This is a genomic window from Streptomyces sp. NBC_00829 (assembly GCF_045161795.1).
Taxonomy (GTDB): domain Bacteria; phylum Actinomycetota; class Actinomycetes; order Streptomycetales; family Streptomycetaceae; genus Streptomyces.
In genome coordinates, this window is sequence record NZ_CP108868.1 from 303,168 (window position 1) to 329,185 (window position 26,018).

27 protein-coding genes and 1 pseudogene are annotated in these 26,018 nt (G+C 71.0%); 17 read left to right on the forward strand and 11 right to left on the reverse strand.

Features of this window, described 5'->3' with window-relative positions; translation table 11 throughout:
* The first annotated feature begins 6 nt into the window (after positions 1-6).
* The 16 genes and pseudogenes from OG293_RS41100 (at position 7) to OG293_RS41175 (ending at position 15,028) form a co-directional block, all read left to right on the forward strand.
* Positions 7-276: a DUF5999 family protein gene (locus OG293_RS41100; RefSeq protein ID WP_331752380.1), complete on the forward strand. Its 270-nt coding sequence runs from the start codon at positions 7-9 to the stop codon at positions 274-276.
* Positions 276-818 carry a hypothetical protein gene (locus tag OG293_RS41105; protein WP_331752382.1) on the forward strand — a complete coding sequence of 181 codons (543 nt, stop codon included), beginning with the start codon at positions 276-278 and terminating at the stop codon, positions 816-818. Before OG293_RS41100 ends, OG293_RS41105 begins: the two co-directional genes overlap by 1 nt.
* On the forward strand, positions 811-2,328 hold the full coding sequence (locus OG293_RS41110; protein ID WP_331752384.1) for an ATP-binding protein: 1,518 nt from the start codon (positions 811-813) through the stop codon (positions 2,326-2,328). The genes OG293_RS41105 and OG293_RS41110 overlap by 8 nt, the downstream gene beginning before the upstream one ends.
* A 46-nt stretch (positions 2,329-2,374) precedes the next feature.
* Entirely contained in the window at positions 2,375-2,833 is a 459-nt protein-coding gene (locus OG293_RS41115; protein WP_331752386.1) for a roadblock/LC7 domain-containing protein, read from the forward strand.
* A 1-nt stretch (position 2,834) separates the two neighbouring features.
* Complete coding sequence (locus tag OG293_RS41120) at positions 2,835-3,200, forward strand: DUF742 domain-containing protein (protein ID WP_266814589.1); 366 nt, start codon at positions 2,835-2,837, stop codon at positions 3,198-3,200.
* On the forward strand, positions 3,178-3,795 hold the full coding sequence (locus OG293_RS41125) for an ATP/GTP-binding protein (RefSeq protein ID WP_331752389.1): 618 nt from the start codon (positions 3,178-3,180) through the stop codon (positions 3,793-3,795). Before OG293_RS41120 ends, OG293_RS41125 begins: the two co-directional genes overlap by 23 nt.
* Positions 3,792-4,319 carry a GAF domain-containing protein gene (locus OG293_RS41130; RefSeq protein WP_331752391.1) on the forward strand — a complete coding sequence of 176 codons (528 nt, stop codon included), beginning with the start codon at positions 3,792-3,794 and terminating at the stop codon, positions 4,317-4,319. The genes OG293_RS41125 and OG293_RS41130 overlap by 4 nt, the downstream gene beginning before the upstream one ends.
* Before the next feature lie 54 nt (positions 4,320-4,373).
* On the forward strand, positions 4,374-5,576 hold the full coding sequence (locus OG293_RS41135) for an acyl-CoA dehydrogenase family protein (RefSeq protein ID WP_331752393.1): 1,203 nt from the start codon (positions 4,374-4,376) through the stop codon (positions 5,574-5,576).
* A 340-nt stretch (positions 5,577-5,916) separates the two neighbouring features.
* Positions 5,917-7,707, forward strand: a pseudogene (locus OG293_RS41140) (glycoside hydrolase family 15 protein); the annotation flags it as partial.
* 609 nt (positions 7,708-8,316) lie between these two features.
* A complete protein-coding gene (locus OG293_RS41145; protein ID WP_331752395.1) occupies positions 8,317-8,820 on the forward strand; it encodes a LuxR C-terminal-related transcriptional regulator in 504 nt (167 codons plus the stop codon).
* Positions 8,817-9,485: a hypothetical protein gene (locus OG293_RS41150; protein WP_331752397.1), complete on the forward strand. Its 669-nt coding sequence runs from the start codon at positions 8,817-8,819 to the stop codon at positions 9,483-9,485. Before OG293_RS41145 ends, OG293_RS41150 begins: the two co-directional genes overlap by 4 nt.
* Entirely contained in the window at positions 9,482-10,015 is a 534-nt protein-coding gene (locus OG293_RS41155) for a hypothetical protein (protein WP_331752399.1), read from the forward strand. The genes OG293_RS41150 and OG293_RS41155 overlap by 4 nt, the downstream gene beginning before the upstream one ends.
* Positions 10,016-10,049: 34 nt before the next feature.
* On the forward strand, positions 10,050-12,194 hold the full coding sequence (locus OG293_RS41160) for a tetratricopeptide repeat protein (protein WP_331752401.1): 2,145 nt from the start codon (positions 10,050-10,052) through the stop codon (positions 12,192-12,194).
* A gap of 68 nt (positions 12,195-12,262) precedes the next feature.
* Positions 12,263-12,571 carry a hypothetical protein gene (locus OG293_RS41165; protein WP_331752403.1) on the forward strand — a complete coding sequence of 103 codons (309 nt, stop codon included), beginning with the start codon at positions 12,263-12,265 and terminating at the stop codon, positions 12,569-12,571.
* Positions 12,568-13,536 (forward strand): MFS transporter, encoded by a 969-nt coding sequence (locus tag OG293_RS41170; protein ID WP_331752566.1) that lies wholly within the window; start codon positions 12,568-12,570, stop codon positions 13,534-13,536. The genes OG293_RS41165 and OG293_RS41170 overlap by 4 nt, the downstream gene beginning before the upstream one ends.
* 394 nt (positions 13,537-13,930) lie before the next feature.
* Positions 13,931-15,028: a transcriptional regulator gene (locus tag OG293_RS41175; protein ID WP_406003923.1), complete on the forward strand. Its 1,098-nt coding sequence runs from the start codon at positions 13,931-13,933 to the stop codon at positions 15,026-15,028.
* A gap of 109 nt (positions 15,029-15,137) precedes the next feature.
* On the opposite strand, the gene OG293_RS41180 is transcribed toward OG293_RS41175, so the two are convergent.
* From OG293_RS41180 to OG293_RS41230, 11 genes are all read right to left on the reverse strand, one after another.
* Positions 15,138-15,983 (reverse strand): class I SAM-dependent methyltransferase, encoded by an 846-nt coding sequence (locus tag OG293_RS41180; protein ID WP_331752407.1) that lies wholly within the window; start codon positions 15,981-15,983, stop codon positions 15,138-15,140.
* Entirely contained in the window at positions 15,956-16,240 is a 285-nt protein-coding gene (locus OG293_RS41185) for a hypothetical protein (RefSeq protein ID WP_331752409.1), read from the reverse strand. The genes OG293_RS41180 and OG293_RS41185 overlap by 28 nt, the downstream gene beginning before the upstream one ends.
* A gap of 93 nt (positions 16,241-16,333) precedes the next feature.
* Complete coding sequence (locus OG293_RS41190; protein ID WP_331752410.1) at positions 16,334-16,900, reverse strand: nitroreductase; 567 nt, start codon at positions 16,898-16,900, stop codon at positions 16,334-16,336.
* Complete coding sequence (locus tag OG293_RS41195) at positions 16,897-18,171, reverse strand: cation:proton antiporter (protein WP_331752412.1); 1,275 nt, start codon at positions 18,169-18,171, stop codon at positions 16,897-16,899. The genes OG293_RS41190 and OG293_RS41195 overlap by 4 nt, the downstream gene beginning before the upstream one ends.
* A gap of 61 nt (positions 18,172-18,232) precedes the next feature.
* Positions 18,233-19,099, reverse strand: a complete 867-nt coding sequence (locus OG293_RS41200; RefSeq protein ID WP_331752414.1) for an arginine deiminase family protein — start codon at positions 19,097-19,099, stop codon at positions 18,233-18,235.
* Positions 19,100-19,229: 130 nt separating this feature from the next.
* Positions 19,230-19,658 (reverse strand): GFA family protein, encoded by a 429-nt coding sequence (locus OG293_RS41205; RefSeq protein ID WP_331752416.1) that lies wholly within the window; start codon positions 19,656-19,658, stop codon positions 19,230-19,232.
* Complete coding sequence (locus OG293_RS41210; protein ID WP_331752418.1) at positions 19,658-20,488, reverse strand: DUF3865 domain-containing protein; 831 nt, start codon at positions 20,486-20,488, stop codon at positions 19,658-19,660. Before OG293_RS41210 ends, OG293_RS41205 begins: the two co-directional genes overlap by 1 nt.
* A complete protein-coding gene (locus OG293_RS41215) occupies positions 20,485-21,810 on the reverse strand; it encodes a JmjC domain-containing protein (RefSeq protein ID WP_331752420.1) in 1,326 nt (441 codons plus the stop codon). The genes OG293_RS41210 and OG293_RS41215 overlap by 4 nt, the downstream gene beginning before the upstream one ends.
* A 76-nt stretch (positions 21,811-21,886) precedes the next feature.
* A complete protein-coding gene (locus tag OG293_RS41220) occupies positions 21,887-23,032 on the reverse strand; it encodes an inosamine-phosphate amidinotransferase 1 (RefSeq protein ID WP_331752422.1) in 1,146 nt (381 codons plus the stop codon).
* A gap of 112 nt (positions 23,033-23,144) precedes the next feature.
* Positions 23,145-24,188, reverse strand: a complete 1,044-nt coding sequence (locus OG293_RS41225) for a fatty acid desaturase (protein WP_331752424.1) — start codon at positions 24,186-24,188, stop codon at positions 23,145-23,147.
* A 134-nt stretch (positions 24,189-24,322) separates the two neighbouring features.
* Positions 24,323-24,634 carry a hypothetical protein gene (locus tag OG293_RS41230; RefSeq protein WP_331752426.1) on the reverse strand — a complete coding sequence of 104 codons (312 nt, stop codon included), beginning with the start codon at positions 24,632-24,634 and terminating at the stop codon, positions 24,323-24,325.
* A 503-nt stretch (positions 24,635-25,137) separates the two neighbouring features.
* Here OG293_RS41230 and OG293_RS41235 point away from each other — a divergent pair.
* Positions 25,138-26,016, forward strand: coding sequence for an amino acid--tRNA ligase-related protein (locus OG293_RS41235; RefSeq protein WP_331752428.1), 879 nt, complete (start codon positions 25,138-25,140; stop codon positions 26,014-26,016).
* Positions 26,017-26,018: the final 2 nt, after the last annotated feature.

Genomic DNA, 26,018 nt, shown 5'->3' on the forward strand with positions numbered 1-26,018 from the left:
GCGCGAATGTGTTCGCACAAGCCCCCTTGTCCAGCCGCCGATGCGACCGACCGCGAAGCCGCCATAGTGGTCGTACGCCACGCCGATCAGGACTGGTCTGTTAACTGCACCTTCTTGATGCCCCCTGCCGGACATGGGGGCACGGCTCGGAGACGGGACGCTGGCCTCCCTCTGCCGAGCAGCCTTCCGGCCGGATCCGGCCTCCTCGCGAGACCGTGCCGACCGTCGCAGCAGTGGCGCTGCCTTAGCCCGCGCGACGTCACGTCCCCGTTCTGATGCCGCGTCGGCCTCCCCCGCTACGGCGCGGCACCAGGGCGGCCCTCACCAACCCGACGGACACCACCGTCCTGACCGGAGAGCTGATGACTCCCCTACTGAGCACCCGCCACCCCTGGCAGCTGCAATTCGGCGAGGCCCCGCCGCCTTTCACGCTTCCGCTTGAGCTCGATGTCGTACGCGTCAGCATGGGCCTGGGCATGGCCGCACTCGACGAGATGATCGATTGCGGGAGCCGGGTCGGCCCGCTGCTGTGCTGCATGACGCACCGAAGGCTGCTCGTGCCGGTCTCCTCCGGTACCGCCGACGTGTGGAGGGCCGCGCATTCGGCTTGCGAGCCCGGGCCGTCATTACGGTGCTCGCCCCAGGGGCCCCAGTCGCTGTGCCACCACTGTTTCTGGGTCGCACCGCCTGCACCGCAGGCCTACCCGACCACGGACGCGGTGGTACTGCACGACAGCCTCAGCCTGATGCGCGCCCGGATGCGAAACGTCGCCCGGCAGCCGATGGGCCTTCGGACTCGGGAGATGTGCCATGTCTGATCACACAGCCGACTCCGCCCGGCGTCACCGTGCTCGCGCCAGTGACAGCGGGGCCTTTCCGCCCGCGTTCACAGGGAGCGCTCTCACGGGAGCGGTGGTGGCCGGGGGCTGGCTGCTCGATGGCTTCGACGTGCTGCCCACCCCGCTCGGCATCGCGACAGCTGTCGCCGCGGCCGCCTGCGCGTTGTGGTGGACCGGAGCACGGTCGCTCCGCGCGCGCCGCAGCCTGACCCGGATAGGGGAACTTCGCGGGGAGCGAGACGCCGCCCTTCAAGCTCTGGAAGGGGTCGTCACCGCAGCCGGACGAGGTCGCGATCACATCCGCTGGGCCGCTGAACAGGCTGCGCAGGGCGCCGCGCGCACCGACTTCCCTCCGACGGTCGCATTCCCCCGAAGCGGCAATGTGTGCGCCGACGCCGTTGGCCTGCTGGACGAGGCCTTCGACGAAGCGTGGAAGACGGTGATGGTGGCCGCGACCCGTCAGCACCAGCAGCTCAACGCCCAGGCGGAGCTCGCCGAGATCTTCAAGTCGATCTCTCCGCGTCTGCTGAGCCTGGTCAACCGCAGCATCCAAGTCATCTCCGACGTCGAAAGGGACATCGAGGACCCGGAGCTGATGGCCGAGCTCTTCCGGGTCGATCACCTGCTGACTCAGATGCGGCGCGCGGTCGAGAGCCTTGCTGTCCTGGGCGGCAACACCCCTCCTCGGGACAGTGCCCCTGTGGTGCTCGCCGCGGCGATCCGGCGCGCGGTCGCGGAGATCCCGGAGTATCCGCGCGTACGCGTGGCACGGTCCCCGCACACGGCTGCCGCACTGCCGGGATACGTCAGCCCGAACGTGGTGCACCTGCTCGCTGCCCTGATGGAGAACGCGACCGGCTTCTCGAGTGACCGAGTGGAGGTCCACACCCATGAGGCCGCCGACGGGATAGCCATCGAACTGCTCGACCGCGGCGCCGGCATGTCGCAGCAGAAGCGGGAATCACTCAACCGCCTGCTGGCCGCACCGGAGAGCGAGGACCCTCGAGCCCGCCTACGGGAAGGCAAGATCGGCCTCCTGGTCGCTGCCCTCCTCGCGCAACGACACAAGATCACCATTCGGCTGGGGCCCAACATCGTCGGTGGGACCCAGGCCGTCGTGGTCCTCCCCAAGGAACTGCTCGTCCCCGCCGACCGGCAGCACTCGCCCAAGCCTCCTCCTCCGAGTCCACGTCCTTCCGCGCACACGCCCGGCCCGGCGCGACGGGAGCACATGATGCCTCACCCGGATGACACCGCTGAGTTGCCCCGGCGCATCCGGCCTGCTCTGCAGGGCGACAGTGTCCCTGCGGCTTCTCCCGGTCAGAACGGAAGCCGACCGCAACTGCCCCGGCGCGGCGAGGCCGAGACGCGTATCCCGCCTCTGGTTCAGCAAGCACCGGCGGGACGCGCCACCAGCGGGCTGATGGCGAACTTCCGGTCCCGTAGACCGTCTGGAGACTCCCCCGGGTCTCAGCCACCCGCCGTTTGAGACGCCCCTCGTCCAGCCACCCTCCATCCCTGACCAGGAGACATCCATGCAAAGCGACGGCTTCCCGACCTCTGCCGCATCTGCCCGAGATCAGTTGAGCGGACTGCTCGCCGGGCTTCTCGACAAGGCACCCGGGACGACCCGCGCCCTCCTCGCTTCGGGTGACGGGCTGAAGCTGGCCTGGACCGAACAGTCGATCGACGATGCCGACAACCTCGCGGCCGTCATCTCCGGGCTGTACTCGCTCGGGCGCCAGCAGTTCAAGGACATGTCGGGCGGGATCCGCCAGGTCGTCGTGGAGCATGACGGCGGCAGCCTCTTCGTGATGAGCGCCGGCGTCGAGTTCCAGGACGACAGGGCCGTGAACACCGTCTTGGCCGTCGTGGCCACGCCCACCGCGGACCCGGGCCAGGTCGGCTACGTGATGGAGATCTTCATCAGGGGTCTGGACGAGCACCTGGTCGTGGCGGCCCGGCCCAACTCGTATAGCGGGCAGGGGCTGTGACGTGGAGGCCGGCGGATGGGCCGACAGCTCATTAGCGGATGTCCGTCCCTACACGATCACGGGAGGCCGCACCCGCTCGCACCACACGCTGCATCTCACCACCTGCCTGATCACCCGACCGGCCGCCCCCGGGACGGCCCATCCCAGTCCCGAGGGGGAGGCGCTGCTGCTGCACTGCAGCGGCGTCCCCCGCTCCGTCGCCGAACTCGCCGCCCGGACGCACCAGCCCGTGCAGGTGGTGAAGGTCCTGATCGGGGACCTCCTCGACTGCGACGCGCTGGCTCGGGCCAACCCTGTGGGCGCCGGAGCCGATCCCGACGTACACCTACTGGAGGCACTTCTTCATGGCCTACACACTCGGCTCTGAGCCTGGGGGCGCGGCGCTTCCCGTGGCGGAGCTGAAGATCGTGGTGGCCGGCGGCTTCGGCGTCGGCAAGACCACGATGGTCGCCACAGTCAGCGAGATAGAGCCGCTGATGACGGAGGAAGTCCTTACCGACGCCGGCCGGGACATCGACGACCTGACCGGCGTGGCGGAGAAGACCACCACCACCGTGGCCATGGACTTCGGCCGGATCACGTTCGACGAGACGCCCCGCCCCATGATCCTTTTTCTGTTCGGCACACCCGGCCAGGAGCGATTCTGGTTCGCCTGGCCCGACCTCTCGTACGGCGCGGTCGGCGCGGTGGTCCTGGCGGACACCCGGCGCCTTGAGGACTCTTTCGCCGCGGTCAGCTACTTCGAGCAGCTCAAGACGCCGTTCGTCGTCGCTGTCAACGAGTTCGACGACGCCTACCGCTACACGCCCACCGAAGTACGGCAGGCGCTCGAGCTCGACCCTCAAGTCCCGGTCCTCATCTGCGATGTCCGTGAGCGCGCGTCCGCCATGACTGTTCTGATCCGCCTCGTCGAACACAGCCTCCGGCGCCGCCGTCACCTCACCTCTGGAGCCCTCGCATGACCTTCCCCACGGACACCCCCCACGTGGGCACGCCGCAAACCGAACGGGACGCCGTACTGGGCGCCTTCGGCCTGACCGGCCCCGAGCCGGAACTCGACGCGTTCGCCACGCAGCTGGCCCAGGAGGCAGGCGTCCCCTACGCCATGGTCAACATTTTCGGAGACCAGCAGCAGTTCTTCGGGCTCCACACGCCCGGGGACAACAGCGAGCTGCCGACCGTCGGCCGCAGCATGCCCCTCGACCACGGCTTCTGCCCCGAGGTTGTCGACCGTAAGAAGGCCCTGGTCCTGCCCGATGTCTTCTCCTCGCCGCGGTTCGCCGGGAATACCGTCGTCGACCTGATCGGAATCCGCACCTACGCCGGCGCTCCCCTCCTGCACGGCGACACGGTGCTCGGCACCGTGTGCTTCGTGGGCCCGGTGGAGCGGGACCTGAGCACCGGGCGGGAGTCCCTCGCCCTGATCAAGCAGCGCCGCGACGACGTCATGAACTTCCTCTACCAGCGCGCCGGCATCCAGCCGTAGCCCGAACCCGCGCCGCCGCACGTCACGAGCGATCAACAGGGAGGGGAGCCCACAGTGTCCGATGCCTATCTCGAAGAGCGCCACCATCAACTCCGTGCGCAGGTCCGTGCCTTCGCGGAGTCCAAGGTCGCACCGCGCGTGGCGGACATGGAGCGCACCGGCGCGGTGGAAACAGAGCTCGCGGCGGCCATCGCCCGGCAGGGGTGGATCGGCGTCACCGTCGACAAGGCCTATGGCGGCATGGGCGCCGGCCACCTCGCCAAGACCCTCATCATCGAGGAGCTGTCCAGGATCAGCGGCGCCATGGGCGCCATGGTCCAGGCCTCCCAGCTCGGCGTTGCAAAGATCATCCACTTCGGCAGCGAACGGCAGAAGCGCGACTGGCTCCCCAAGGTCGCCGACGGGTCGTGCCTGCCGACCATCGCCGTCACCGACCCCGAGGCCGGCAGCCATGTGCTGGGCATGCAGATGACGGCGCGCCGGGATGGGCGTCACTACGTCCTCAACGGCACCAAGGTCTACGTCGGCAACTCCCACATCGGGCACCTCCACGGGGTCGTCGCCCGCACCGGCGAAGGCTCCAAGGGGCTCACCGCGTTCCTCGTCGAAGCGGACCGCCCCGGCCTGACCCTGCCCCCACCGGGCCAGACCCTCGGACTCCACGGCTTCAGCTTCGGCGAGCTGCACTTCAACGACTGCCGAATACCGGTCGGCAACCGCCTCGGCCGGGAGGGAGAGGGCCGGGACGTCGCCTACTCCTCCAGCGTCCTGTACGGGCGCCCCAACCTCACCGCGGTCGCCCTCGGTATCCACCAGGCGATCCTGGAACAGACCACGGCCTTCGCCAGCGAACGCGTCCGGTACGACAACCAGCTGCACCACCTGCCCAACATCAAGATCAAGATCGGGCAGATCCAGTCACGCGTCATGACCGCGCGGCTCACCGCCTACCACGCCGCCCACCTCCTCGACGAGGGCATGCCCTGCGACGCCGAGCTGATGAACGCCAAGCTGATCAACGTCGAGCTCGCTCTCGATTCCGCTCGGGCCGCCATGGAAATCCACGCCGCAGCCGGACTGCTGGCCGACGTCCCCATCGGCCGCTACCTGCGCGACGCCCACCACATCTTCGCCCCCGCCGGCACCTCCGACATCCAGCTGCTGCGCCTCGCCGAATTCGCCCTCGGCCAGAACAAGGGCCAGTGGTCGCAACGCCTTCCCACCGTGCCCTCCCGCACCCCGGTCCCCTTGACCTGACCCGATCGGCGACGCCCCACGCCGGGATCGCCTCGCCCGGGAGCCGACCAGCCTCTCCAGGAGAAGTACGTGCCGCATCGCAGTTTCCCCAGCCTCAGCAAGCTGCCCGCCGTCGGTCACGGACGGACGGCGGCCCTGCTCCCGACGGTGCCCTTCGCCACCGGGCACCTGGGCGGCCATCCCCCTGCCCCGCGCACCGGGGCCCGGCGGGCCGTGACGCACCGGCCCAGCCGAGGCCCACCGGCTGGGCCGCGCCGAACTCAGCACCACCGACATCACACATCCCGGCGCGTCCGGCCCGTCCCCCGGCCGACGTGCACCCGCACCGAACGGAACTTCTATGGCCACCCGACGCATCGAGGACTTCGGACTCGTCGGCGACATGCAGACCGCCGCCCTGATCGGCAGCGACGGGACGGTCGAATGGGCCTGCCTGCCCCGCTTCGACTCCCCCGCGGTGTTCGCGAACCTGCTCGGCGACGAGGACAACGGCTTCTGGCGCATCGGCCCGGCCGGGGAGACGCGTCCGGTGTCCACCGACCGCCGCTACCGCGGGGACACCCTGGTGCTCGAGACCCGGTGGGTCACCGGCTCGGGCATCGTGAAGGTCATCGACTTCATGCCGCCCCGGGACGGCGCACCTCAACTCGTCCGCATCGTCGAGGGGATGAGCGGCCGTGTGTCCATGGCTTCACGGCTGCGGATGCGCATGGAGTACGGATCCGTCATCCCCTGGGTGGAGACCTGGGGCTCCCGCACTCAGGCAGTCGCCGGACCGGACGCCCTGTGGCTGGACACCACCGCCCCCACCTACGGCGAAGACCTGACCACCTGCTCCGACTTCACCGTCACCGAAGGCGAGCGAATCGCCTTCACCCTCACCTGGCACCCCTCCCACCTGAGCCCGCCCCCGGTACCCGACGCGGAGGCGGCCCTGAAGGTGACGGAAGAGTTCTGGACCGCCTGGTCGGGCCAGTGCACCTACGACGGCCCCTACCGGGAGGCCGTGATCCGCTCCCTGATCACCCTGAAGGCACTCACCTACGCCCCGACGGGGGGCATCGTCGCCGCCCCCACCACCTCCCTGCCCGAGGACATCGGCGGCTCCCGCAACTGGGACTACCGGTTCTGCTGGCTGCGCGACGCTGCCCTCACCCTCTCGTCGCTGCTGCGCACCGGCTACCGGGCCGAGGCCCGCGACTGGGCGGGCTGGCTCGTCCGGGCAGTGGCCGGCGACCCGGAGAAGCTCCAGATCATGTACGGGATCGCCGGCGAACGCCAGCTCCCCGAGCGCGAATTGGACTGGCTGCGCGGATACGAGGACTCGGGCCCTGTACGCATCGGCAACGACGCCGCGGGCCAGCTCCAGCTGGACGTGTACGGCGAGGTCACCGAAACCCTGCACCGCGCCCGCCAGGCCGGCCTTCCCGCCGGCCCTGCCGACCACCTCCAGGTCAAGCTGATCCACTTCCTGGAGCAGCACTGGATGGAGCCGGACGACGGGATCTGGGAGAGCCGCGGCCCACGCCGTCACTACGTGCACTCCAAGGTCATGGCGTGGGTGGCCGTGGACCGCACGGTGCAGCTGATCGAGTCCGGCGCCGTGCCGGGACCGTTGCGGCGGTGGAAGGAACTGCGCGAGAGGATCCACCGCGACGTCTGCGAGCGCGGATTCGACGCGGAACGCAACACGTTCACCCAGTCGTACGGCTCCAAGGAACTCGACGCCGCCACCCTCCTCATCCCGCAGATGGGCTTTCTGCCCCCGGACGACCCCCGGGTCATCGGCACGATCGAGGCCATCCAGCGCGAACTGACGACCCCCGACGGCTTCGTCCTGCGTTACCCCACCGTGGGTGACGAGGTCGGGATCGACGGGCTGAGCGGCGACGAGGGCGCCTTCCTCGCGTGCAGCTTCTGGCTCGCCGACGACCTCGCCATGATCGGGCGTCTCGACGAGGCCCGTGGGCTCTTCGAACGCCTGCTGGCGCTGCGCAACGATGTCGGACTGCTCGCCGAGGAGTGGGACGCCAAGCGCGGTCGCCAGGTCGGGAATTTTCCTCAGGCGTTCTCGCACGTCGGCCTGCTGGACACGGCGCTCACCCTCGGACGGGTGTCCGCCACGATCGGGGTGCCGGTGTGGGATCTCAAATTCCATGTCGGAATCTCACGGTCGATGTCGGATCGAAGTCGGATCCGACATCGACCGTGAGACAGCCCAGGTCACAGGCCCAGCGGTCCGCGCCGGTCATTGCGGACCGCCGAGAAGACGACACGAAGCTGAGACTCCAGCGTCCGACACGGCGTGAGACTCCGGGAGAAGCCGCTGGTCACGAGGGCGGCATCCGACACAAGCCGCGAGATCCTACAGCCGGCATGAAGATCCCGTCTCTCCCCCGCAACGACGCATGGCTGCGAGCTTGCCTGGCGCTGGCCGCCTGCTGATCACTGTCGGATACCCGTCTTCGGCTTCGGCGATGCCGGCCCGTTCGCCACTTTCGGCTCCCCTTTCCGCCCCTCCCACCCCTCGGCCTCCACTACTCCTCCGGCGCGCCGTTCGCCTGCCAGGAAATCGCCGCCGAACCTCGGCGCTGTCCGTCCGCTTCCCCCGGCTGGTACTCGCCGTCGCTGCTGACCGGCGAAGGCCGCTCAACTCCGTATCGGGCATCGGCCCGTAGCAGCTTCCCGTCAGCTTCACGCCACTGCGGTCTGATCACCCCCAACCGACGAGGACTCCTCGATGACCACCACTACAGCCCCCATCACGCCTATCACCCCTGCCCAGCAACGGATCGCCGAGCACCTGGTCCAAGGGCTGACCAACAGCGAGATCGCCACCGAGGAGCACCTGTCTGGCGACACGGTGAGCTCCCACATCCGCGGCATGCGTCAGAACCTCCACTGCCCGCCCCGCTCCTCCCGCCCGGTTCTCGCCCATGCCCTGCTCCTGCACCGGCAGGTCGCCGTGCCGTCGCTCCCCGTGTCTCGGCCGCCGTTCACGGCGGACGAGAACCAGCAGCGGCTGCTGAAGGCCCTCGCCGGGCACTCCGCACCGGCCGACATCGCCCGCGCCGCGAGGATCGCCCGCGCCGACGTGAAGCCCTTCACGGAAGACCTCGTCCGCGCGGCGGGCGCCAACGACGCCACGCAACTCATCGGTTGGGGCCACGCTCTGGGCCTCCTCGGCGATGACGGGCAAGGCGCCCCGGACCCGTCGGCCGCCTTTGAAGGGGCAGCGCGGTGAACACCACCACCTCACCCGCGGCCGCGGAACCGGCCGGAACGCAAGAGGAGCGCCGGCCGACCGGCCCGCAGTACGAGATGCGGCCGCTGAGCACCGCCGCCGACCGCGCGGCGGCCGCTGCCCTTGTCGATGACAGGGCTCGCTGGCTCGCCGAGCGCGGCATCAGGGTGCCCCACCACCACGTCGCCGCGTACCGGGAGGCCTGGGCGGAGGGCGTCGGCCTGTACGAGGACGGCGCCGACGACGAGGAGATACTCATCGGCTGCCTGTTGCTGCACCGGCAGCCCGAGCCGCGTCCCGGCGTCACGGACGCGGAAGGGCCCGGCTTGGGGATCTCGCTCTTCTACACGGCCCCGGGTCTCGACGTCAGGTACGGCTGGCTGATCACGCTCTGGGTGAGCGACTTCGCCTCCCGGATCGGGGCGACGAGGGTGCACGCCGAGGCCCCGTCCCCGGCGAGCCGCGGCAACACCACGGATCCGCTGCTCGACTACCTCCGCTCTCTGGGCTGGCTGATCACCGGCACGGGGATCAACCGGGACGGTGAGCGGGTGGCACGGTTGCGGCTGAACGCACAGGAACGGGACGGTCTTTCAGGGCTGATCGCCTGCACCGTCCCCTTCGACACCGCTTGCCCCGCGCACGGCAACGGGGGCCCGCGGTGAACGCCCCGGCCCTCGCCACGCACGTACCCGAGGTCGCCCCGGTGTCGCCGGGTCGTGGGCTGCGCCCGCGCGCTTACGGTCAGCGGCCCGAACCGGTGGAGCCCTTGCCCGTACCCGGTCTCGGCGCACTGGAGGCGCAGCGCCACGCGATGAACCGGGCGGCCCTCTCCGCCGCTGGAGCAGCGTGCGTGGTGCTGTACGCCCTAACCGGGCCTGGCCGGGAAGCTCACGACGACCTGGCTGCCGTGCGGGGTTACGCCGCGGTCGAGCACCTGACCGTGGCCGGTCCGCCGATCGTGGATGCCCTCGACGACATCGACGCGCGAACTGGCGGCGAGAACCCGCTCCTGCGACGCGGCTACGCCCGCGCGCTGCAGATGCTGGCTGACCCCAACTGCCCGGTGCGCGGCGTGGTCGCGGCCAGTCGCACCGCGATCACCCTCGCCGACCGCATCTACCAGGACCAGTTGACCTGGTACGCCGCCCGCAGCGCGGGGCTGTGGCTCGTACGCGGCGAAACCCAGATCTGACCCCTTTCCGGACACGACGACGAGGTATCTGGTGATGACCGAGCATGCCTCCGGGACTCCGCGCCCGCCCGCGGTGTCCAACACCGTCGGCGGGGACGCCGCCGTGCACGCCAGCGTGCAGGCGGGCACGGCCGGCGCCGTCCACGTCCACCAGCCACGCCACGAACCGCCGGTGCCCATGCAATTGCGGCCGGTGGCGCCCGCGTGGACCGACCGTGAGCGGGAGCAGGACCAGCTCACCCGGTGGATCGAGACCCAGCCCGAGTACGCCGTGCCCATCGCCGTCCTGACCGGCCCCGTCGGCATCGGCAAGACCTCGCTGGCCGAGCGACTCCTCCACAGGCTGTCCGCCCGCTATCCGGGCGGCCAGCTCCATGTCGACCTGCGCGGACAGGCCCCGGACGGTCCCGCCCGCCCGGGAGAAGTCCTCGGCCGGATGCTGCGCTCCATCCTGACGGTCCCGCTGCCCGCCGGGGCCGAGGAGCTCGCGGCCTGGTGGCGATCCGCCTCGGCCGCCCGGGCCCCGATGTGCCTCCTGCTGGACGGGGTCTCCCACGCCGACCAGATCCATCGTCTCCTGCCGGGCGGCAGCGGACACCTCGTCGTCGCGACCAGCCGCATCCCGCTGCCGGAGCTCGCCCGCCACGGCGCGGCAACCCTCGCGCTGAGCCCCCTCGACCACGTCGCCGCCCGCTCCTACCTGGCGCGATGCCTCGGGGCTGACCGCGTTCAGCGCGACACGGAGGCCGTCACCGAACTGATCGGGCTCACCGCTGGCCTGCCCCTCGCGCTCGCCCTCAGCATCACCCAGCTCGCCCGGCACCCGGACCGGCCACTCAGCGCCGCCGTGCGCGCCCTGAGCGAGCGCCGCCGCTGGACCGCGAGCACCAGCCCCGCCCCCGACCTCCCCGGAGCGATCGTGACCGCCGCCCTCGACACCGCGTACGCAGACCTCTCCCGCCCCGCCGCCCGCCTGTACCGCAAGCTCGCCCAACTGCCCGTGGAGAGCGTCGACGGCTCCCTCGCGGCCGCCGTCGCGCTGCTCACCCCCGCCGAGGCGGCCGGCCTTCTCGAAGAGGCCGCCACCGGCGGCCTCCTGGTCCGCGACGGCGACCACCCCGTGCGCGGCGCTGTCTTCCGCTACTCCAGTGCCGCCCTCGCCCACGCCCGCCACCACGCCGCGCGGGAGGAGACGGACGGAGCGGAGACCGAGGCCCGTCGGCGGGCGGCCGACTGGTACCTGGCCGCGGCCACCGCGGCCGAGCGGCTGCTGACGCCCAGCCACCGCCAGCTCGACCGGATCTACGTCTACCCCGCCGAGCACCCGGTCGAATTCCCGGACCGCGCGGCGGCCCTGTCCTGGCTCGACGCGCAGTCCGCCAACCTCCTGGCCGTGATCCGCGCCGTGCACGCGGCCGGCTCGTACGGGCTGGTGTGGCAGCTTGTCCACGCCATGTGGCCCTGGTGGCGCGCCGCCAGGATGTACGACGCCTGGATCGACGCCCACCGCCTGGGCCTGGAAGCCGCCCGCCTCTACAACAACGACCTCGCCGTTCAGGAGATGGCCAACACCCTCGGCATCGGCCTGCGCGGAGCCCGCGGCTTCGACGAAGCGGCCCGGATCTTCACCGACGTCCTGGCCGGCGCCCGCGAGCGCGAAGACGTCCGGGGCGAGGCGCAGGCGCTGCACGAGCTCGGCGCCACCGCGTACGAAGCCGGTCGCCCCGAGGAGGCCGTGGGGCACCTGGAGCAGGCCCGGACCCTGCGCGAGAGCCGGGAGGACCGTCGCGGAGTCGCCCTCACCGACATCCTCCTCGGGCAAGTCCATCTGGGCCGCGGTGATGCCGCCGCGGCCATCGAGGTCCTCGCCGCCGCCCGTGCCGTTCTCGTCGAGGTCGAGGACCCGCACGACGCGGCCCGGGCCCTGGCCTGGCTCGGCCAGGCGTACTCAATGGCCGGGCGCCACGACGAAGCCCGGCGGGTGGGCTGGACGGCGCAGCAGGAGTTCGAGCAGACGGGATCTCGCCAGTGGATGGCCCGAAGCCTGGAGCTCTTGGGCGAGAGCGTCGCAGCGGCAGGCGCCGAGGAAGAAGCCCGAGAGCTCTTCGCCCGCGCACTGGCGTCGTACGAGCCGCTGAGTGTCACGGACGCCGCACGAGTCCGCGCTCGGCTGTCCTGACACACGACCCGTCGCACGGATGGCTGACGGCCTCCGCGCGTCTCCCCCTCTCTCCCGGAGCACCTTCTGTGACAACGGCATCCGAGACCCGCAACGCGTCGGGTCGATCCGAGGGCAGGCCCACGGGGCGGTCCCTTGCCTTTCTGCTGGTTGGCGAAGGCATCGGTTTCGCGGGATCCTCCGTCCACGGGGTTGCCCTTCCCGCCCTCGCGGTTCTCTACCTCGGCGCCGCACCCGGTCAGGTCGCTCTGCTGGCCTTCGCCGCGACCGTTCCGGCGTTGCTGGTATCCCTGCCCGCGGGGGTACTGCTCGACCGGTACCCCTTACGAGCCGTTCTGGTCACCACTGACCTCGCGGCGGCGGCGTGGTCGTCATGATCCCGGCCGCCGCCGTCCTGGGCGTGTTGACGATGCCGCTCCTCTACTCGATCGCCCTGGTGCTGGGTTCCCTGTCGGTCCTGCACACAGTCGCGTCGATGGCCGCCGTCCCTCTCCTGGCGGGGCCCGGGAAGCTCCACCAGGCCAACTCGCACTTCACCGCCGTGCTCACCACCGCCGGCGTCGCCGGGAGCGCCTTGGGCACCATGCTCGTCGCGATGGCCGGTCCCGCCCGCGCCCTGATTGCCGACGTCGTGACCCTCGTCGTCTCCGCGTGCTGCGCGGTCCGCGTTCGGGCGCTGCCTGGACCGGACCGGGCACGGGCGGCGAAGCGCCGGATGCTCGACGAGATCAGAGAGGGCGTCCTCTACTCCGTCAGGGACGATGTGCTCCGGCCGCTGTTCTTGATCCTGACGGCTACCGGCATCGGCAGCGGCCTGACCACCACCCTGCTGGCGTACCACCTGCTGACCACCGTGCGGGTGGGCACGACCGGTCTCGGACTGATCATGGCCGCGGGCAGTCTCGGCGGCCTCATCGGCGCCCTCATCGCACCCCGTCTCGTCCGCCGCTACGGCTCCGGCAGCGTCCTGGCTGTCGGGTTCGTCGTCCACGCCCTGATGCAGATCCCGCCGCTCGTCGCCGAACCGGGCCGGGCCTGGCTCGCGGTCCTCATGGTCGGCAGCTGTGGGCATTTCGCCGCTGCTACCTGTGTGGGCACCACCCAGCGCTCCGTACAGCAGTGGAGCAGCCCGCCCCACCTCCGGGCCCGCGTCCAGCAGACCGCGCTGTGGCTGATCAACGGGGCCCGGCCCCTCGCCGCCCTGGCCGCCGGCGCCCTCGCCTCCCTGACCAGCGTCCGCGCCGTCATGGTCGCCGGAGTCCTCGTCCTGCTGCTGTCCGCAGCCACGCTGTGGCGCTCTCCCGTCCGTCTGCTGGCGGCAAGGGACGAGGGGAACATCTGATGAGACTGATCGGCGCGAACCGGTTCGCCCGCAGCACAGAAGGCGACTTGGCCCCGTCGGCGACGCCGTCCAACCACTCCCGGCTCCGGTCGGCCCTTCCTCGAGCTGGCCTGACGCGCCCCACCACGCTCTCCGCGTCGCGGCCTTCCAGGACCCCACGGCGATGGAAGGCACGATGATGAGTCGGAAAGCAGCGCATTCCGAGCGCAACGAGGTGTTACTCAAGCACCTGGAAGCTCTGGACTGGTCGATAAGCGGTTTCGCCCGGCGGATCGCCACACGCTGCGAAGCAATACGCCTGCCCTACAGGGTGGTCACGAGCACCGTCTCGCGGTGGTGCAAGGGATCTACTCCCGGCGACGATCTCGCGGCTGCCGCATGCCACGTGTTGTCGGTGGCGCTGCACCAGGTTGTGACGCCCGAGAGCTTGGGCTGGCCGTCCGACACCGGACTCGTCGCAGCCCAGTCGCTGGAGTACCTGGACGTCGCCCACGCCGTTCGCATGCTGTCGAAGCTGTGGGCGCTCGACGCCATGCGCCGGCGCAACGTCGTCAAGAGCGCGTTCTCACCGAGCGTCTTCGGCCCCGCCTCGCGGGAAGCGCTTGTGATGCCGGCGGACGCCATCATCGGTGGCCACGGACGACACAAGGTCACCTCAGCCGACATCGACTTGCTGGACGAGCAGACGCGGTTGTACGGCAAGCTCGACTCCCAGCACGGCGGTGGCAAGTTCCGCGGGGTGTTCGCGTCGATGATGGACACGCACGCCACGCCGATGTTGAACGGAAGCTTCTCTACTCGGACCGGGCGCCGGCTCTATGGCAGCGTGGTGGACGCGGTCCTGGCGATGGCCTCGATGGCCTACGACGACCAGCTCCCCGGACTGGCTCAGCGCTACGACCTTCAGGCGATGCGGCTGGCACAAGCGGTCGGTGACCGCGCCCGTATCACCCGGGTCCACATCCACCAGGCCCGACTGGCGGCGACGCAGGGCGGGCGAGCGGATGTGCTCGCTCACGCGCGCAGCGCTGTGCTGGCGGCCGAGGGAGCCCCTGCCCTCGTCAGGGCCTACGCCTGCGTGACCGAGGCTCGGGCGTGGGCGCTGAACGGACAGCCGGACCATGTCGTGGCGGCGGTGAAGCGGGCCCGGGAGTTCTTCGCCCGGGCGCAGAGCGGCATCGGCCCGGCGTGGCTGGAGTGGTTCGACGTACGTGAGCTGGAGGGACAGGCGGCCTGGGCGTTTGCCGTGGCCGGACTGGCCGAGCAGGGGGTGCAGGCCCTGAAGGAGGCTTCAGCCCTTCCCTCGGACCGAACGCGCGACACCGTGGAACTCCTGATCACCGAGGCCGAACTGGCTCGGCTGCGCGGTGACGCGGCCGAGCACGCGGCTGTGGCGAGACGTGCCTCTCAGGCGTCGCAGCACCTGATGAGCCGAAGGCTCTCCGAACGCCTTGAGCACCTGAACTCGGGGGAGCCGCTGCGCGGGTTCTGAACTCCTCGGCCAAGCGCCCACACCCGAGAGGTTCGGGTGCGGGCGCGGGCAGCGAGGACGTCGTGACGTGCCCCGTTGGCTCTCTGGGGCGCGCTGGCACTGGCGCTGGTCAGCGTGCGGGGAAGAGCGCCCGGTAGATCGCCCGGGCCCTGAAGGCACCACCGTGGTGCGGGGATTCCAGGGAGCCGTGATGCTGTTGGCCGTCGGCCGTGCGCAGGACGGCATCGAGCTGATAGTCCGGGTGAACACCGTCGTCGCTAAGGGATGCCGCGAAGCTGAGCTCCAGGATGTCTCCGGGCGCAACTGGCACAGGGCTGTCGAAGAGCGGCAGGTAGATGGTGGCCCAGTTCGTCTTCATATGCAGGGCGTCAAGGGGCTCTTCGTCCGGCAGGCACCAGAGGTTGAGCCAGGTGAGCACGCCGTCCATGCGGCCGGGCCGGGTGACGACCAGGCGTGTTGCGGTGCGCTGCTCCGTCCGCAAGTCCCCGTTGAAGTCGAGCACCTCGACGGGCGCGCCTTCGGAGAGCAGTGCGTCGGCAGACGGGTTCTCGACGCGGAGCCGCACGTCGAAGGGCCCGCGGTGCCAGTCGAAGATGCTCTGCAGGTACGGGAGGGAGGCCTCGGCGAACGCCACGGGCTGCTCGGGGAGCAGGTCGGACAGGCGGACCGCCGCGGCCAGGGTGACCGCACGATGGGGTATCACCAGCCCGCCCGGCTCCAGGTGGCGGCTGCGGGCATCGGCCAGGACGGCTGCCGCTCCTTCGGCGCCCGCCAGGGAGCCGATGATCTCCGCGACACAGACATCGGCTCGGGGCGCGATGTGGAGGCATGTCGACTCGCCGAGCAGGAGCGTGATCCGGTCCTGGGGTGTGAGGGCCGGCAGGTTGGCGGCCGCCTTGTGGAACGCGTCCTCGATGACCTCGACGGCTACGGCGTGCCGGGCTCCCGCCTGCACACTCTCGCGCGCCCAGAGAAGATCCTGTCCGGTCCCGATGTCCAGGATCCGCCTGCCCGGGCAAGTTGCGACAGTGCCGTCCGGAAGCGCTGGTTGCGTTCGTCGTCGGTGGTCATGGTCGTGTAGAGGAACGGGTCGTAGATCGGGTACTCCCCTACGCTCGGCCACAGGGCGGGACGGCCCTCCTGCTCGGGTTCGGGATCCACGCTCACGCGCAGGGAGCGCCCGTGTGTCTCGATCTGCTGGACGTCGGACATGGTCCGCCTTTCGCGGTGTTCCTCAGCGGGGTTCGGTTCTGTTGCCGCGGGGGATGTCGGATGGTCTGGGAGGCCGCGTGCTGGATGGAGGGCTCAGCCGCCGGCCCAGGCGATCTTGGTGGCGGGGTCGAGTGGCGGCCGTTCAACGGAGACGCAGGACGAGCAACGGGTGCCGACGTACAGCCAGCCGAGCAGTTGCTCTCCATCGGCGACGCCGAGGTACTTGCGGACCTGGGGCGCCTGGACCGCATCTCCGGTGCGCCAGATCGATGCCCATCCGTGGCTGTGCAGGAGCAGCGACAGCGTGGTGACCATGCCGGAGGTGGCGGCCAGTTGTTCCCACTCGAGGACCTTCGGGTGGTCGGGCACGGGCCGGTGCACGATCGTCAGGAGCAGGGGCGCGCGCAGGGGCTTCGCCGCAGCGCGGCGAGCCTGTTCCGGGGTGTCGGCGGCTTCGCCGAGCGCGTCGCCGAGGCGGGCCCGCTCGTCGCCGCTCACCGCGACCAGTCGCCAGGGGCGAAGCCGCCCGTGGTCGGGTGCGGTGGCCGCGGCCTGGACGAGGCGCTCCAGGTCGGCGGGGCCGGGGGCGGGTTCGGTCAGGCGGGGTGCGCTGCGCCGGGTGAGGACCGCGTCCAGGACCGGGTTCGGGGAGCGGGTCATCGGGTCGCCTTCCGGGCCGGGACGCTCTCGGGATTGTCGTGCGGTGCCGGCGGGGTCATTCGCGGGTCGTCGCCGGCCACCCGCCGGAGGATCGGGGCGGTGGCCGCGGTGGTGATGACGGTCATGATCATCAGGAGGGTGAACAGGGTCTCGGTGATGACGCCGGTCTGCAGGCCGATGCCCAGGACGACGAGTTCGGTCAGGCCGCGGCAGTTCATGAGCGTGCCGACGGCGGCCGACCAGCGCCAGTCGGAGCCGGTGAGCCGGGCGGCGCCTGCCGCGCCGCCCCACTTGCCGATGATGGCTACGGCGAGGATTGCCGCGCCCCAGCCCCACTGTCCGGCCGGGAGGGTAGAGAAGTCGGTGTGCAGGCCGGCGTCGACGAAGAACAGCGGCAGCAGGAGCGGCAGGACGACGGCGCGGATGCGCGCGGCGCTGCGCTCGACGGCCGGCAGGCCGCGGGGGGCGGCGGCGCCGAACAGGAACGCGCCGAAGGCGGGGTGCACGCCGATCTGGTCGGTGGTGTAGGCGCTGAGGCACAGCCCGGCGAAGACGAGGGCCAGGACGAGTTCGTCGCCGGTGCGGCCGGCGCGCTCGAGCAGGGTGCACAGCAGGGGGCGTATGAGGGCGAGGCCGGCGGCGAAGGCGGCGGTGAGGGCGAGGGTGGTCAGGGCCGACAGGGCGGTGCCGGTGGTGGCCAGGGCGACGGCGGCGGTGAGCAGGCACCAGGCGAGGGCGTCGTCGGCGGCGGCGCAGGCCAGGGCGAAGGTTCCCAGGGGGGTGGTCTCCAGGCCGCGGTCGGCGAGGATCCGGGCGAGGACCGGGAAGGCGGTGATGCTCAGGGCGACGGCGACGAACAGGGTGAACGGCAGCCGCTCGACGCCGTCGGGGGCGAAGTGCGGGTAGAGGGCGGCGGCCAGGGCGGCGCCGAGGGCCATGGGGAGCAGGAGGCCGGTGAGGCTGACCGCGGCGACGGCGCCGCGGGTGGTGCGCAGGCTGCTCAGGTCGAGTTCCAGTCCGGTCAGGAACAGGAACGCCAGGAGTCCGAGGGTGCCCAGGGCGGAGGTGACGGGCAGGACTGAGGGCGGCAGGAGGTGCTGCTGGACGGTGGGGGCGAGCCAGCCGAGCAGCGAGGGACCGAGCAGGATTCCGGCAAGGATCTCGCCGATGACCGGGGGCTGGCCGAGCAGCCTGACGGCCCGCCCGCCGGCCTGGCAGGCGAGGACCACGACCGGGACGGCGAGGAGCACGGGCAGCAGCGGGTCGGACACGACAGCTCCAGGAGTCGGGCGAAGGACCGCACGGCGCGCGGCACGGCGGGATCGGGGTGGATCAGGCGCGGGTCAGCGGCAGAGTGGTGCAGCGCAGCGAGCCGGGGATCCGGGTGACCTCGCTGTAGTCGACGGTGAGGACCACGAGTCCGCGTGCGGTGAGCTGCTCCGTGATGCGGTCGCTGGCGGCGGTGACGATCACGGTGTCCGGAGCGATCGCCAGGACGTTGGCCTGGACGGCGCGCGCCTCTGTCTCGGTGACGTCGATGATGTCGAAGTGTTGCTCGAACCAGCGCAGTTCGGCGGGCGGGAAGACGTCGCGGTGGATGAGGGCGGTGCCGGGCGCGACGATGGTGAAGTGGTCGTCCAGGTGGACGATGCCGCGGGTGGCGAAGCGGACCGGGCGGACTTCACGGTCGACGCCGTGGTGGGCCAGCGCCCGCTGCAGCGCCCCCACGCCCGCGGGGGACGTCTCCTCCCCGAGGCCGACCAGGACGGTGCCGGTGTGCAGGGCGACGTCACCGCCCTCGATGGTGCCCTCGTCCAAGTGGGCGACGTGCGGGGCGCCGGCCAGCAGCGGGGCAAGCGCGTCGGCCTCGGGGAGGCGGTGCGTGGAGTTCAGGCGCGCCATGACCAGGACGTGGTCGATGACGAAGGCGATGTCGCGGGGGTAGTGCTGGACCGGGCAGCCCGGAGCGGCGTCGAGGAGGGTCACCGCGGTGCCGCGGCCGCGGAGGAGGTCAATCAGGGTGTCCTGCTGAGTGCGGACGGTGGCCGGGTCGTACGGCTTCCAGGAGCTGGTGGTCTTCTGGCGGGTCAGGACGGGGTGGACGTCGGGGCCGTCGAGGTCGGGGGTGACGTCGCTCGCGTAGCGCATGACGACGTGGAGCAGCGCGCCGTACTCGCTGGTGGCATACGGGGTGAGCACGATGGGTCTCCTGGGCCGGGGGCGGGACGGTCGGACGGTGAGCCGGACGCGGCGCAGACGGTCCCAGGAGGGTGCGGGGTCCGGGGGCCGGCAGGGTCAGGGCTGCCGGCCCCCGGAGGTCGCGCGGGTGTCAGCCGACGGGGCTCTTCTTCTGGGTGTCCTGGGGCAGCCAGTGCACGGCGTCGTCGCGGAAGGACTGGTTGACGGGGACGAGGTCGGCTCCGCTGGTGTCGTCCAGGGCCGTGACGACGATGCCGAGCTCCGGGACGCCGTTGTCGATGGCGGCGAGGCGGCTGCCGCAGTCCGGGCAGAAGCTGCGCTTGGCCTCGCCCTTGAACGTCTCGAACCAGATCTGCTCGCTCTCACCGGTCCAGGTGACGTTCTCGGGGGCGAAGCCGGCCCACCACATCATCGGGCCGCCGCCGAGCTTCTTGCAGTGCGGGCAGCTGCACAGGTGCGGGTAGACGGCTTCGCCCTTGACGGTGAAGCGGATCTTGCCGCACAGGCATCCGCCGGAGCGCTCCTGGGCTGCGGCGACGATGTCGGGGGTGGCGTTCATCAGTTCATCTCCGAGGCACGGTGGGCGAGTTGAGCCCACCAGTGTGTCATCCCCTCCGTGATCGTCAGCCAGCCGTCGAGGGCCTGGGGCAGGTCGATGTGGAAGAGTTCACTCTCCTTGATGAACCTGGCCAGGCCCTCGATGTGCGCGGCCTCGACGCTCATGCCGCCGACCTGGGCGGCCTCGTGCTCGTCGTCGAGGTGGAGGTCGTAGTAGTAGTGCAGGGCCTTGAGTGCGCTGCCGCTGCGGCCGATGGTCAGCTCGCCGTAGCGGTTGGTGATGTCGCGCAGGATCTCGGTCTCGGCGATCGCCACGGCCTCGGTGGCGTAGTAGGCGCCAGCGATGTGGCTGGGCATGTGCGAGCCGACCATCCACTGGTGCAGGTTGACCAGCGTCTCGGTTTCGGGGGCGGGCACGTGGCCGTTGACGAGCAGGCCGAGGTCCGACAGGAGCGCGTTGGTGTAGAGGACGTAGTGCGCGGGCACCTTGCCGCGCTCGCCGCCCTCCTCCAGGTGGTTGCGGCGCAGCTCGTGCGCGAGCTCGGGGCAGTAGCCCTCCACGGCGGTGGCGGCCGCCTTCAGATACTGGGCGTTGTAGCGGGCGAACACCGAGAGCTCCTCGATGTACATCCGGGCCTGGCGCTCGTTGAGGTCGGCGGCGCCCACCTTCTCGGCGATCCGCGCGTACGCCCAGTCGACCAGCGGGGCCAGGTGCGCGGTGACCAGGGCGGGGCCGGAGGTGAACTTGCCCAGCAGGGTGCCGTTGACGGCGCTCTGCGTCTCGGGGTGGGCCTTCAGATAGGCCTGGACGAGGCTGTTGGCGGGGGTCATGCGTCGGCGTCCTTGGTGTCGGAGGGGCGGGGGGTCACGTGCAGGCCGCCGGTGGCTCCCAGGGCACGGACGGCCGTCAGGAGCTCGGAGTTGTCGGGCAGGACGAGGGTGTCGCCGCGGTTGAGAGCGGTGACTGTGTCCCGGTCCAGGCCCGCGCCGTCGAGGGCGATGCCCACCTGGTGTCCGCGCAGCAGGACCTGGTGGGAGTCGCCGTCGTCGTCGAGCAGGGTGGTCACCTGGTAGGGGGCGATCACGCGGATGCCGGCGCCCGGCGTGACCCGCTCGGGGTCGAAGGCGTCCGCGGCTTCCTGGCGGGAGAGGTCGCCCTCGACGAGTTCCCAGCCGCCGTTGCTCAGCAGGGTGGCCCACCGCTGCTCGGCGTGCTCGCGTGCGGCGCCGCGGACGCGGTCGGCGGCGACGGTCAGGAGTTCGCGGCCCACGCCGGCCAGTCGGTCGGCGACGGCACCGGGCCCGGCGGTCGTGTCCGCCATCGCGGAGGGCTCGTTGAGCGGGTCGTCGGGCCCGTCCCCGGCCAGGTCGGCGAGGACGTCCGGGACGATGCGGCTCTGCAGGATCTGCGCGTACGGGTAGGTGTACAGCGGCATGGCCACCGAGACGGAGAAGGTGTCCTGGGTGCCGACGTGGAAGACCCGGCGGGGCAGGAAGAGGGCGTCGCCCGGTTCCAGAAGGAAGTGCTCGGCCTCCTCCAGCAGCGCGCGGTAGTCGCCGAAGGTGGGCTCCTTGCCGCCGGTGAGCTTCTCGTACTGCTCGGCGGGCCAGCAGTAGAAGTTCTTGGCGTTGGGGCCGAGGTGGACGAGGAAGGCGTCCTCGTAGCCCTCGTGGATCCCGAAGGCGGTGCCGGCGTAGTTCCCGGCGAAGGCGACCTGCTCGGCGCCGCCCAGCGGCAGGCCCCACCCGTCGATGAGGGTCTTGAGGAAGGTGCCGAGGCCGGCGGCGAGGGCGGGGCTGACGGTCTCCAGGTTGTTGACGACCAGGGAGAAACGCTCTGCGCCGGCGAGGCCCTGCATCCACGGCACGAAGGCGTCCACGCCCCCGTCCCAGGACGGGGCGGTCAGCGCCTGGGGCAGGAGGTCGTCGCGCCGGGCCTCGCCGACGTAGACGCGGGCATGCGCCTTGATGTCGGTGCCCGCGGCGTGGGCCCGGCGGATGGCCTCGAACCCCGTCAGGACGTCGTCCGGGCCGGCTGCGGTGGCGGGGATGATGCCCTTGAACAGGAAGGGCGTGGTCCGCCCGGTGGTGTGGTCGGGGAAGGTGCCGGTCCAGAAGGACTGGTCGGGCGGCCAGGGGTAGGCGGTGTCCATCGAGGATCTCCTCACGTCGGGGCGGGCTGCCGTGATCGGGAAGGCGGGGCGCGGTCGCGGTGACGGGGCGCCGGGATCAGCTGAGGTAGTCCTCGGGGCCGCCGCGGCGGACGGTGTCGAGCGTGAAGCAGTGGTAACCGCCGCCGAACAGCCGCCGGTGGCGGTGCCGAACCGGGACGACGGTGAAGCCGCGGGCCTCCAGGACCTTGATCAGCTCCGGGTAGAGGGAGTTGACGACGACGGTGTTCTCGTCGACGGACAGGAGGTTGATGTCCATGTACCGGCTGCCGATGGGGATGACGAAGCCGAGGTCGCTGTAGTCAGGGAAGTTGCGGTCGTCGGTCTCGGGGGCGTAGATCACGTCCCAGGACTGCATGGCCTCGGGCAGGAACTTCAGGTACTTCGGGGAGCGCAGCAGCATCAGACCGGGGCGCAGCGGAACCAGGACGCTGTCGATGTGGTTGTCGGCCATGGCGTCCAGGCGGTGGAAGCGCAGGTCGCGCAGGTTGTCACGGAGCCAGCGCAGGGCGAGTTCGTGGTTGTGGTTGGCGACGTTGACCAGGACGTCGCGGCCCAGGCGCATGCACTGCGCGCCGTCGAAGACCATCTCCAGGCCCAGGCCCTCGATCGTGCCGGCCCTCTCGTTGTCGGTGGCGCGGGCGACGTCCAGGCCCTGGCGGGTGAAGTAGCTGGTGTCCAGGGAGCCGCGGGCCAGGGCGGGCCAGGGCATGGACAGCCAGTTCGCGCCGCCGTCCTTGTAGTAGCGGTAGAAGATCGGCTTGAGCAGGTCGTTCTCGAAGGCCCTGGCGCGTACGTGGGGCGCGGTCTCCACGATGGTGTTGCCGAGGATGATGGTCTGGTCGCGGACGTTGAGGGGCGGGGTGGCCCGGGCGTCCCAGTGCGGGGAGCGGATGTCGACGTCCTTGCCCGGGGCCGCGGGCCGCAGGACGTTGACGCCGCACCCGGTCAGGGCGTCGGCCAGGCCGGCGATGTCCTCGTTGAGCTCGTCGACCAGCTGCGCGGGGATCGGCAGGAGCTCTTCCCCCGACGGGCTGGTGTGCCGGCCGAGGACGGGGGCGACGTTGTCGTAGAAGAACAGCCGCCACGAGGTGTCGGTGTGGTGGGCGTCGTAGTGATCGGCACGTCCGAGGACGACTTCATCGAGCCGGGTGAACTCATCGAAGCTGTTCAGGGCCGGCGGGGCAGGCGCGGGCTGGGGCATGGTGGGCCGCCTCCTCGGCGGCGGGCGACGGCACGCCCCTGCCTCCAGCGCGCGGGTGTGCGCCGGGAGGGGCGGTGCCGTACGGGGTTCGGTGGGCGGATTCGGGGCGAGGTCAGGCGGCCGAGGCGTGCCGGTGCGGGGTACAGGCGGCGCCGGGGGCGGCGAGCCGGGCGATGATGTCCTCGATCACGCACAGCTGGTCGGGAGTGGAGCGCCGGCGGAAGAAGTAGCCGGAGCACCAGGGAACTTCACCGAAGCGCGGTAGGTGCTGCGCGGTGAGGGCGCGGGCCTCGGGCAGGCGCCGCCAGGGGATCTGTGGGCACCAGTGGTGGACGGGGTGGTACATGTCGTCCAGGTGGCCGCCGAGCAGGTGCCGGGTGAGCCAGTGCGAGGTCCAGCCGCGGGTCTGCAGGAGGATGTCGTCGTTCTCGATCAGTCCGGCGTGGTTGCCCAGATCAGTGATCCAGGTGACGACGGGCCGCACAAGGACGAGGGGGAGCAGCCAGTAGAGCAGGAGGTACGGCACGCCGCCCACGGGCCACAGTGCGGCGACGACGCCCGCCCAGAGCAGGGCACGGGCGGCCAGGGCCCGCCACGCCTCCCCCGGCGCGCGGGTGAGCAGGGTCAGCACGGCGGTCTTCGGCAGGCGCCACAAGGCGTTGCGCACGATGACCCGCAGGACGAATGCGCTCCGGCTGGGCGCCCGGCCGGCGGCACGGATGTTGCCCGCGCGGTAGGACTGGAACATCGGATCGTCGTCGGAGCCGAGCTTGGCGTGGTGCACGTAGTGGCTGCTGCGGTACGGCGCGAAGCCCTCACCGAGCAGTCCGGTCAGCAGGTATCCGATGATCCGGTTGCCGCGTCGGGTGGCCATGAGTTTGGAGTGCACGCACTCGTGTCCGAGGTTGGACAGGTGGCGCTGGCGGAAGCCGATGTAGCAGATGGCGAGGAGCGGGCCGACGACGTGGCCGATGGTGTGGCCGGTGATCGCTGCTGCGGCGATCGCGATGATGTCCCAGGCGACGTCCCACAGGCCGATGGTCGGGCGTCCGCAGAGCTTTTCCAGGTCGGTGATGAGCTGCTGGCCGAGGGCCTTGCGCACGGGGCCGGAGGCTCCGGTGCCGTTGCGGGTCCTGCTGGCGGCGGGGCTGCCCATCAGGTCCTCCAGTCGGGTGTGGTGCGGGGTGGGGAGGTGCCGTGCTCCGGCGCGCCCGCGGCTGGGCAGCGCACTGTCGTGCGCACCGTTGGCGGGCGCGCCGGAGGACGACGGAAGGGTGGTTCAGCCGCGGATCAGGCGGCGGAGAGGGCGCTGTCCGGGCGCATGCCGGCCTTGAGGCCGGTGGCGTCGGGGCGCATCCCGAGCTTCAGCTCCGGGGCGTCCGGGCGCATGCCGCTCTTGAGGTCGGTGGCGTCGGGGCGCATGCCGAGCTTGAGGGCGCCCGCGTCGGGACGCATGCCGAACTTCAGGTCGGTGGCGTCCGGGCGCATCCCGGCCTTGAGGCCGGTGGCGTCGGGGCGCATCCCGAGCTTCAGCTCCGGGGCGTCCGGGCGCATGCCAGCCTTCAGGCCGGTGTCCGGGGTCATTGCGGCGGTAGCGGTCATGGAGGTTCTCCCTCTTCGGTCGCGGGTGACCCCGCGAGTCCGTGTGATCGGGCGATGGAGCTGCCGGGCCGCGGTCGGGTGAGTGTTGAACCGTCGGCTCGGACGTCGTGGGCGCGGGCGCCCGCCGGTGGAAGGTCGCGCCGGAGCACGTCCGCTGCATCCGTGGATGAGCGTTGCGGTACGTGGTCGCGCTGGGCGCTTGGCCAGTCACGCTAGGGCTGCGCCAGAGGCAGCCGCAACGGCTGTGGGCGTTGCGGCGGTTGCACGGGACCGTTGCGTGACCGTTGCGCACCCACACCATCTGAGCTGCGGAAACGCTGATGTCTGGTCCTGGAACAACGGCGGATCGGGGCCGCAGGGCGCTGCGATGCCAGCAGAAGGGCTTCTGCTGCGCGCGTCGCCGCGGCTAGCTTGTGGGCCCGCCGAGGAGCCGTGCACGAGGGCGCCGTGGCGACCGGCTTCCCTCCATCTGCCGTCGAAAACACAGGCCTTGAGGAGCACACGTGCTCAACCCCGTTGTGATGAAGTCCGACCTGCTGTTCAGCCTGCGTGAAACGCTGCGCTCGGAAACGTTCGTCGAGGTGGTCACCCCTACGGTGCGCCGAGCCGACCTCGGCCCGGGACGTCGCGTTCCGGTCGATCTCGACGGCGGACGGTTCCTGCGGGCGATGATCGGCCCGGCGCTGCGCGTGAACATGGAGCACCACCGGCGGGTCTTCGAGATCGGTCAGTGCTTCCGGCCCGAGAAGCCGGACGAGCTGCACGCGCCCGAATTCCAGATGCTCGACCTCTACGCCGCCGACGAGAATTTCGAGTTCCTGTTCGCGCTGGCCGAGCGCCTGGTCGTCCCGCACATCCGCTACACCCCCGAGCGGGTATCTGTCGCCGGCCACATTCGTGACGTCTTCGGCATCGACCTGCGCCGCGAGCCGCTGGGCGACCTGCCCGCGCAGATGGCCGCCCACCTGGACATGGGTACCGAGGTGCCGTTCAAGACGGTGCTCGGCCGGTTCGTAGAGCGCGAACTGGAGACCCAGAGCACCGGGGCCGCACTCTTCCTGACCGAGTACCCGGTCGGCGGGGACGAGCCGTGTGCCCGACTCACGCCGGGCACGACCGCCGTCCTCAACCGGTTCGAGGTCCTGATCGACGGCCTCGAAGTCGTGCACGGCTACGAGGACGAACCCGACCGGGAAGCGTTCGTCGAGCGGGCCCGTGCGGTGGACCTGGACGACGACGAGCAGGCCCTGGCATGGACGGCGATCGACGCCGGGCGTGCGCCGGCCCACAGCGTCGGGCTCGGCATCGGCATCGAGCGCCTGTGCATGGCCGCCTCCGGCATCAAGGACATCAGCGTCTTCCAGCAGTCGGCCCAGTTCTGACC

What these genes read in the sequence shown, in the direction of transcription:
- OG293_RS41100 (WP_331752380.1), top strand. Translation starts at nt 7, where the DNA reads ATGTGTTCGCACAAGCCCCCTTGTCCAGCCGCCGATGCGACCGACCGC.
- OG293_RS41105 (WP_331752382.1), top strand. Translation starts at nt 276, where the DNA reads ATGCCGCGTCGGCCTCCCCCGCTACGGCGCGGCACCAGGGCGGCCCTC.
- OG293_RS41110 (WP_331752384.1), top strand. Translation starts at nt 811, where the DNA reads ATGTCTGATCACACAGCCGACTCCGCCCGGCGTCACCGTGCTCGCGCC.
- OG293_RS41115 (WP_331752386.1), top strand. Translation starts at nt 2,375, where the DNA reads ATGCAAAGCGACGGCTTCCCGACCTCTGCCGCATCTGCCCGAGATCAG.
- OG293_RS41125 (WP_331752389.1), top strand. Translation starts at nt 3,178, where the DNA reads ATGGCCTACACACTCGGCTCTGAGCCTGGGGGCGCGGCGCTTCCCGTG.
- OG293_RS41130 (WP_331752391.1), top strand. Translation starts at nt 3,792, where the DNA reads ATGACCTTCCCCACGGACACCCCCCACGTGGGCACGCCGCAAACCGAA.
- OG293_RS41145 (WP_331752395.1), top strand. Translation starts at nt 8,317, where the DNA reads ATGACCACCACTACAGCCCCCATCACGCCTATCACCCCTGCCCAGCAA.
- OG293_RS41160 (WP_331752401.1), top strand. Translation starts at nt 10,050, where the DNA reads ATGACCGAGCATGCCTCCGGGACTCCGCGCCCGCCCGCGGTGTCCAAC.
- OG293_RS41170 (WP_331752566.1), top strand. Translation starts at nt 12,568, where the DNA reads ATGATCCCGGCCGCCGCCGTCCTGGGCGTGTTGACGATGCCGCTCCTC.
- OG293_RS41185 (WP_331752409.1), bottom strand. Translation starts at nt 16,240, where the DNA reads ATGTCCGACGTCCAGCAGATCGAGACACACGGGCGCTCCCTGCGCGTG.
- OG293_RS41190 (WP_331752410.1), bottom strand. Translation starts at nt 16,900, where the DNA reads ATGACCCGCTCCCCGAACCCGGTCCTGGACGCGGTCCTCACCCGGCGC.
- OG293_RS41205 (WP_331752416.1), bottom strand. Translation starts at nt 19,658, where the DNA reads ATGAACGCCACCCCCGACATCGTCGCCGCAGCCCAGGAGCGCTCCGGC.
- OG293_RS41210 (WP_331752418.1), bottom strand. Translation starts at nt 20,488, where the DNA reads ATGACCCCCGCCAACAGCCTCGTCCAGGCCTATCTGAAGGCCCACCCC.
- OG293_RS41215 (WP_331752420.1), bottom strand. Translation starts at nt 21,810, where the DNA reads ATGGACACCGCCTACCCCTGGCCGCCCGACCAGTCCTTCTGGACCGGC.
- OG293_RS41220 (WP_331752422.1), bottom strand. Translation starts at nt 23,032, where the DNA reads ATGCCCCAGCCCGCGCCTGCCCCGCCGGCCCTGAACAGCTTCGATGAG.
- OG293_RS41225 (WP_331752424.1), bottom strand. Translation starts at nt 24,188, where the DNA reads ATGGGCAGCCCCGCCGCCAGCAGGACCCGCAACGGCACCGGAGCCTCC.
- OG293_RS41230 (WP_331752426.1), bottom strand. Translation starts at nt 24,634, where the DNA reads ATGACCGCTACCGCCGCAATGACCCCGGACACCGGCCTGAAGGCTGGC.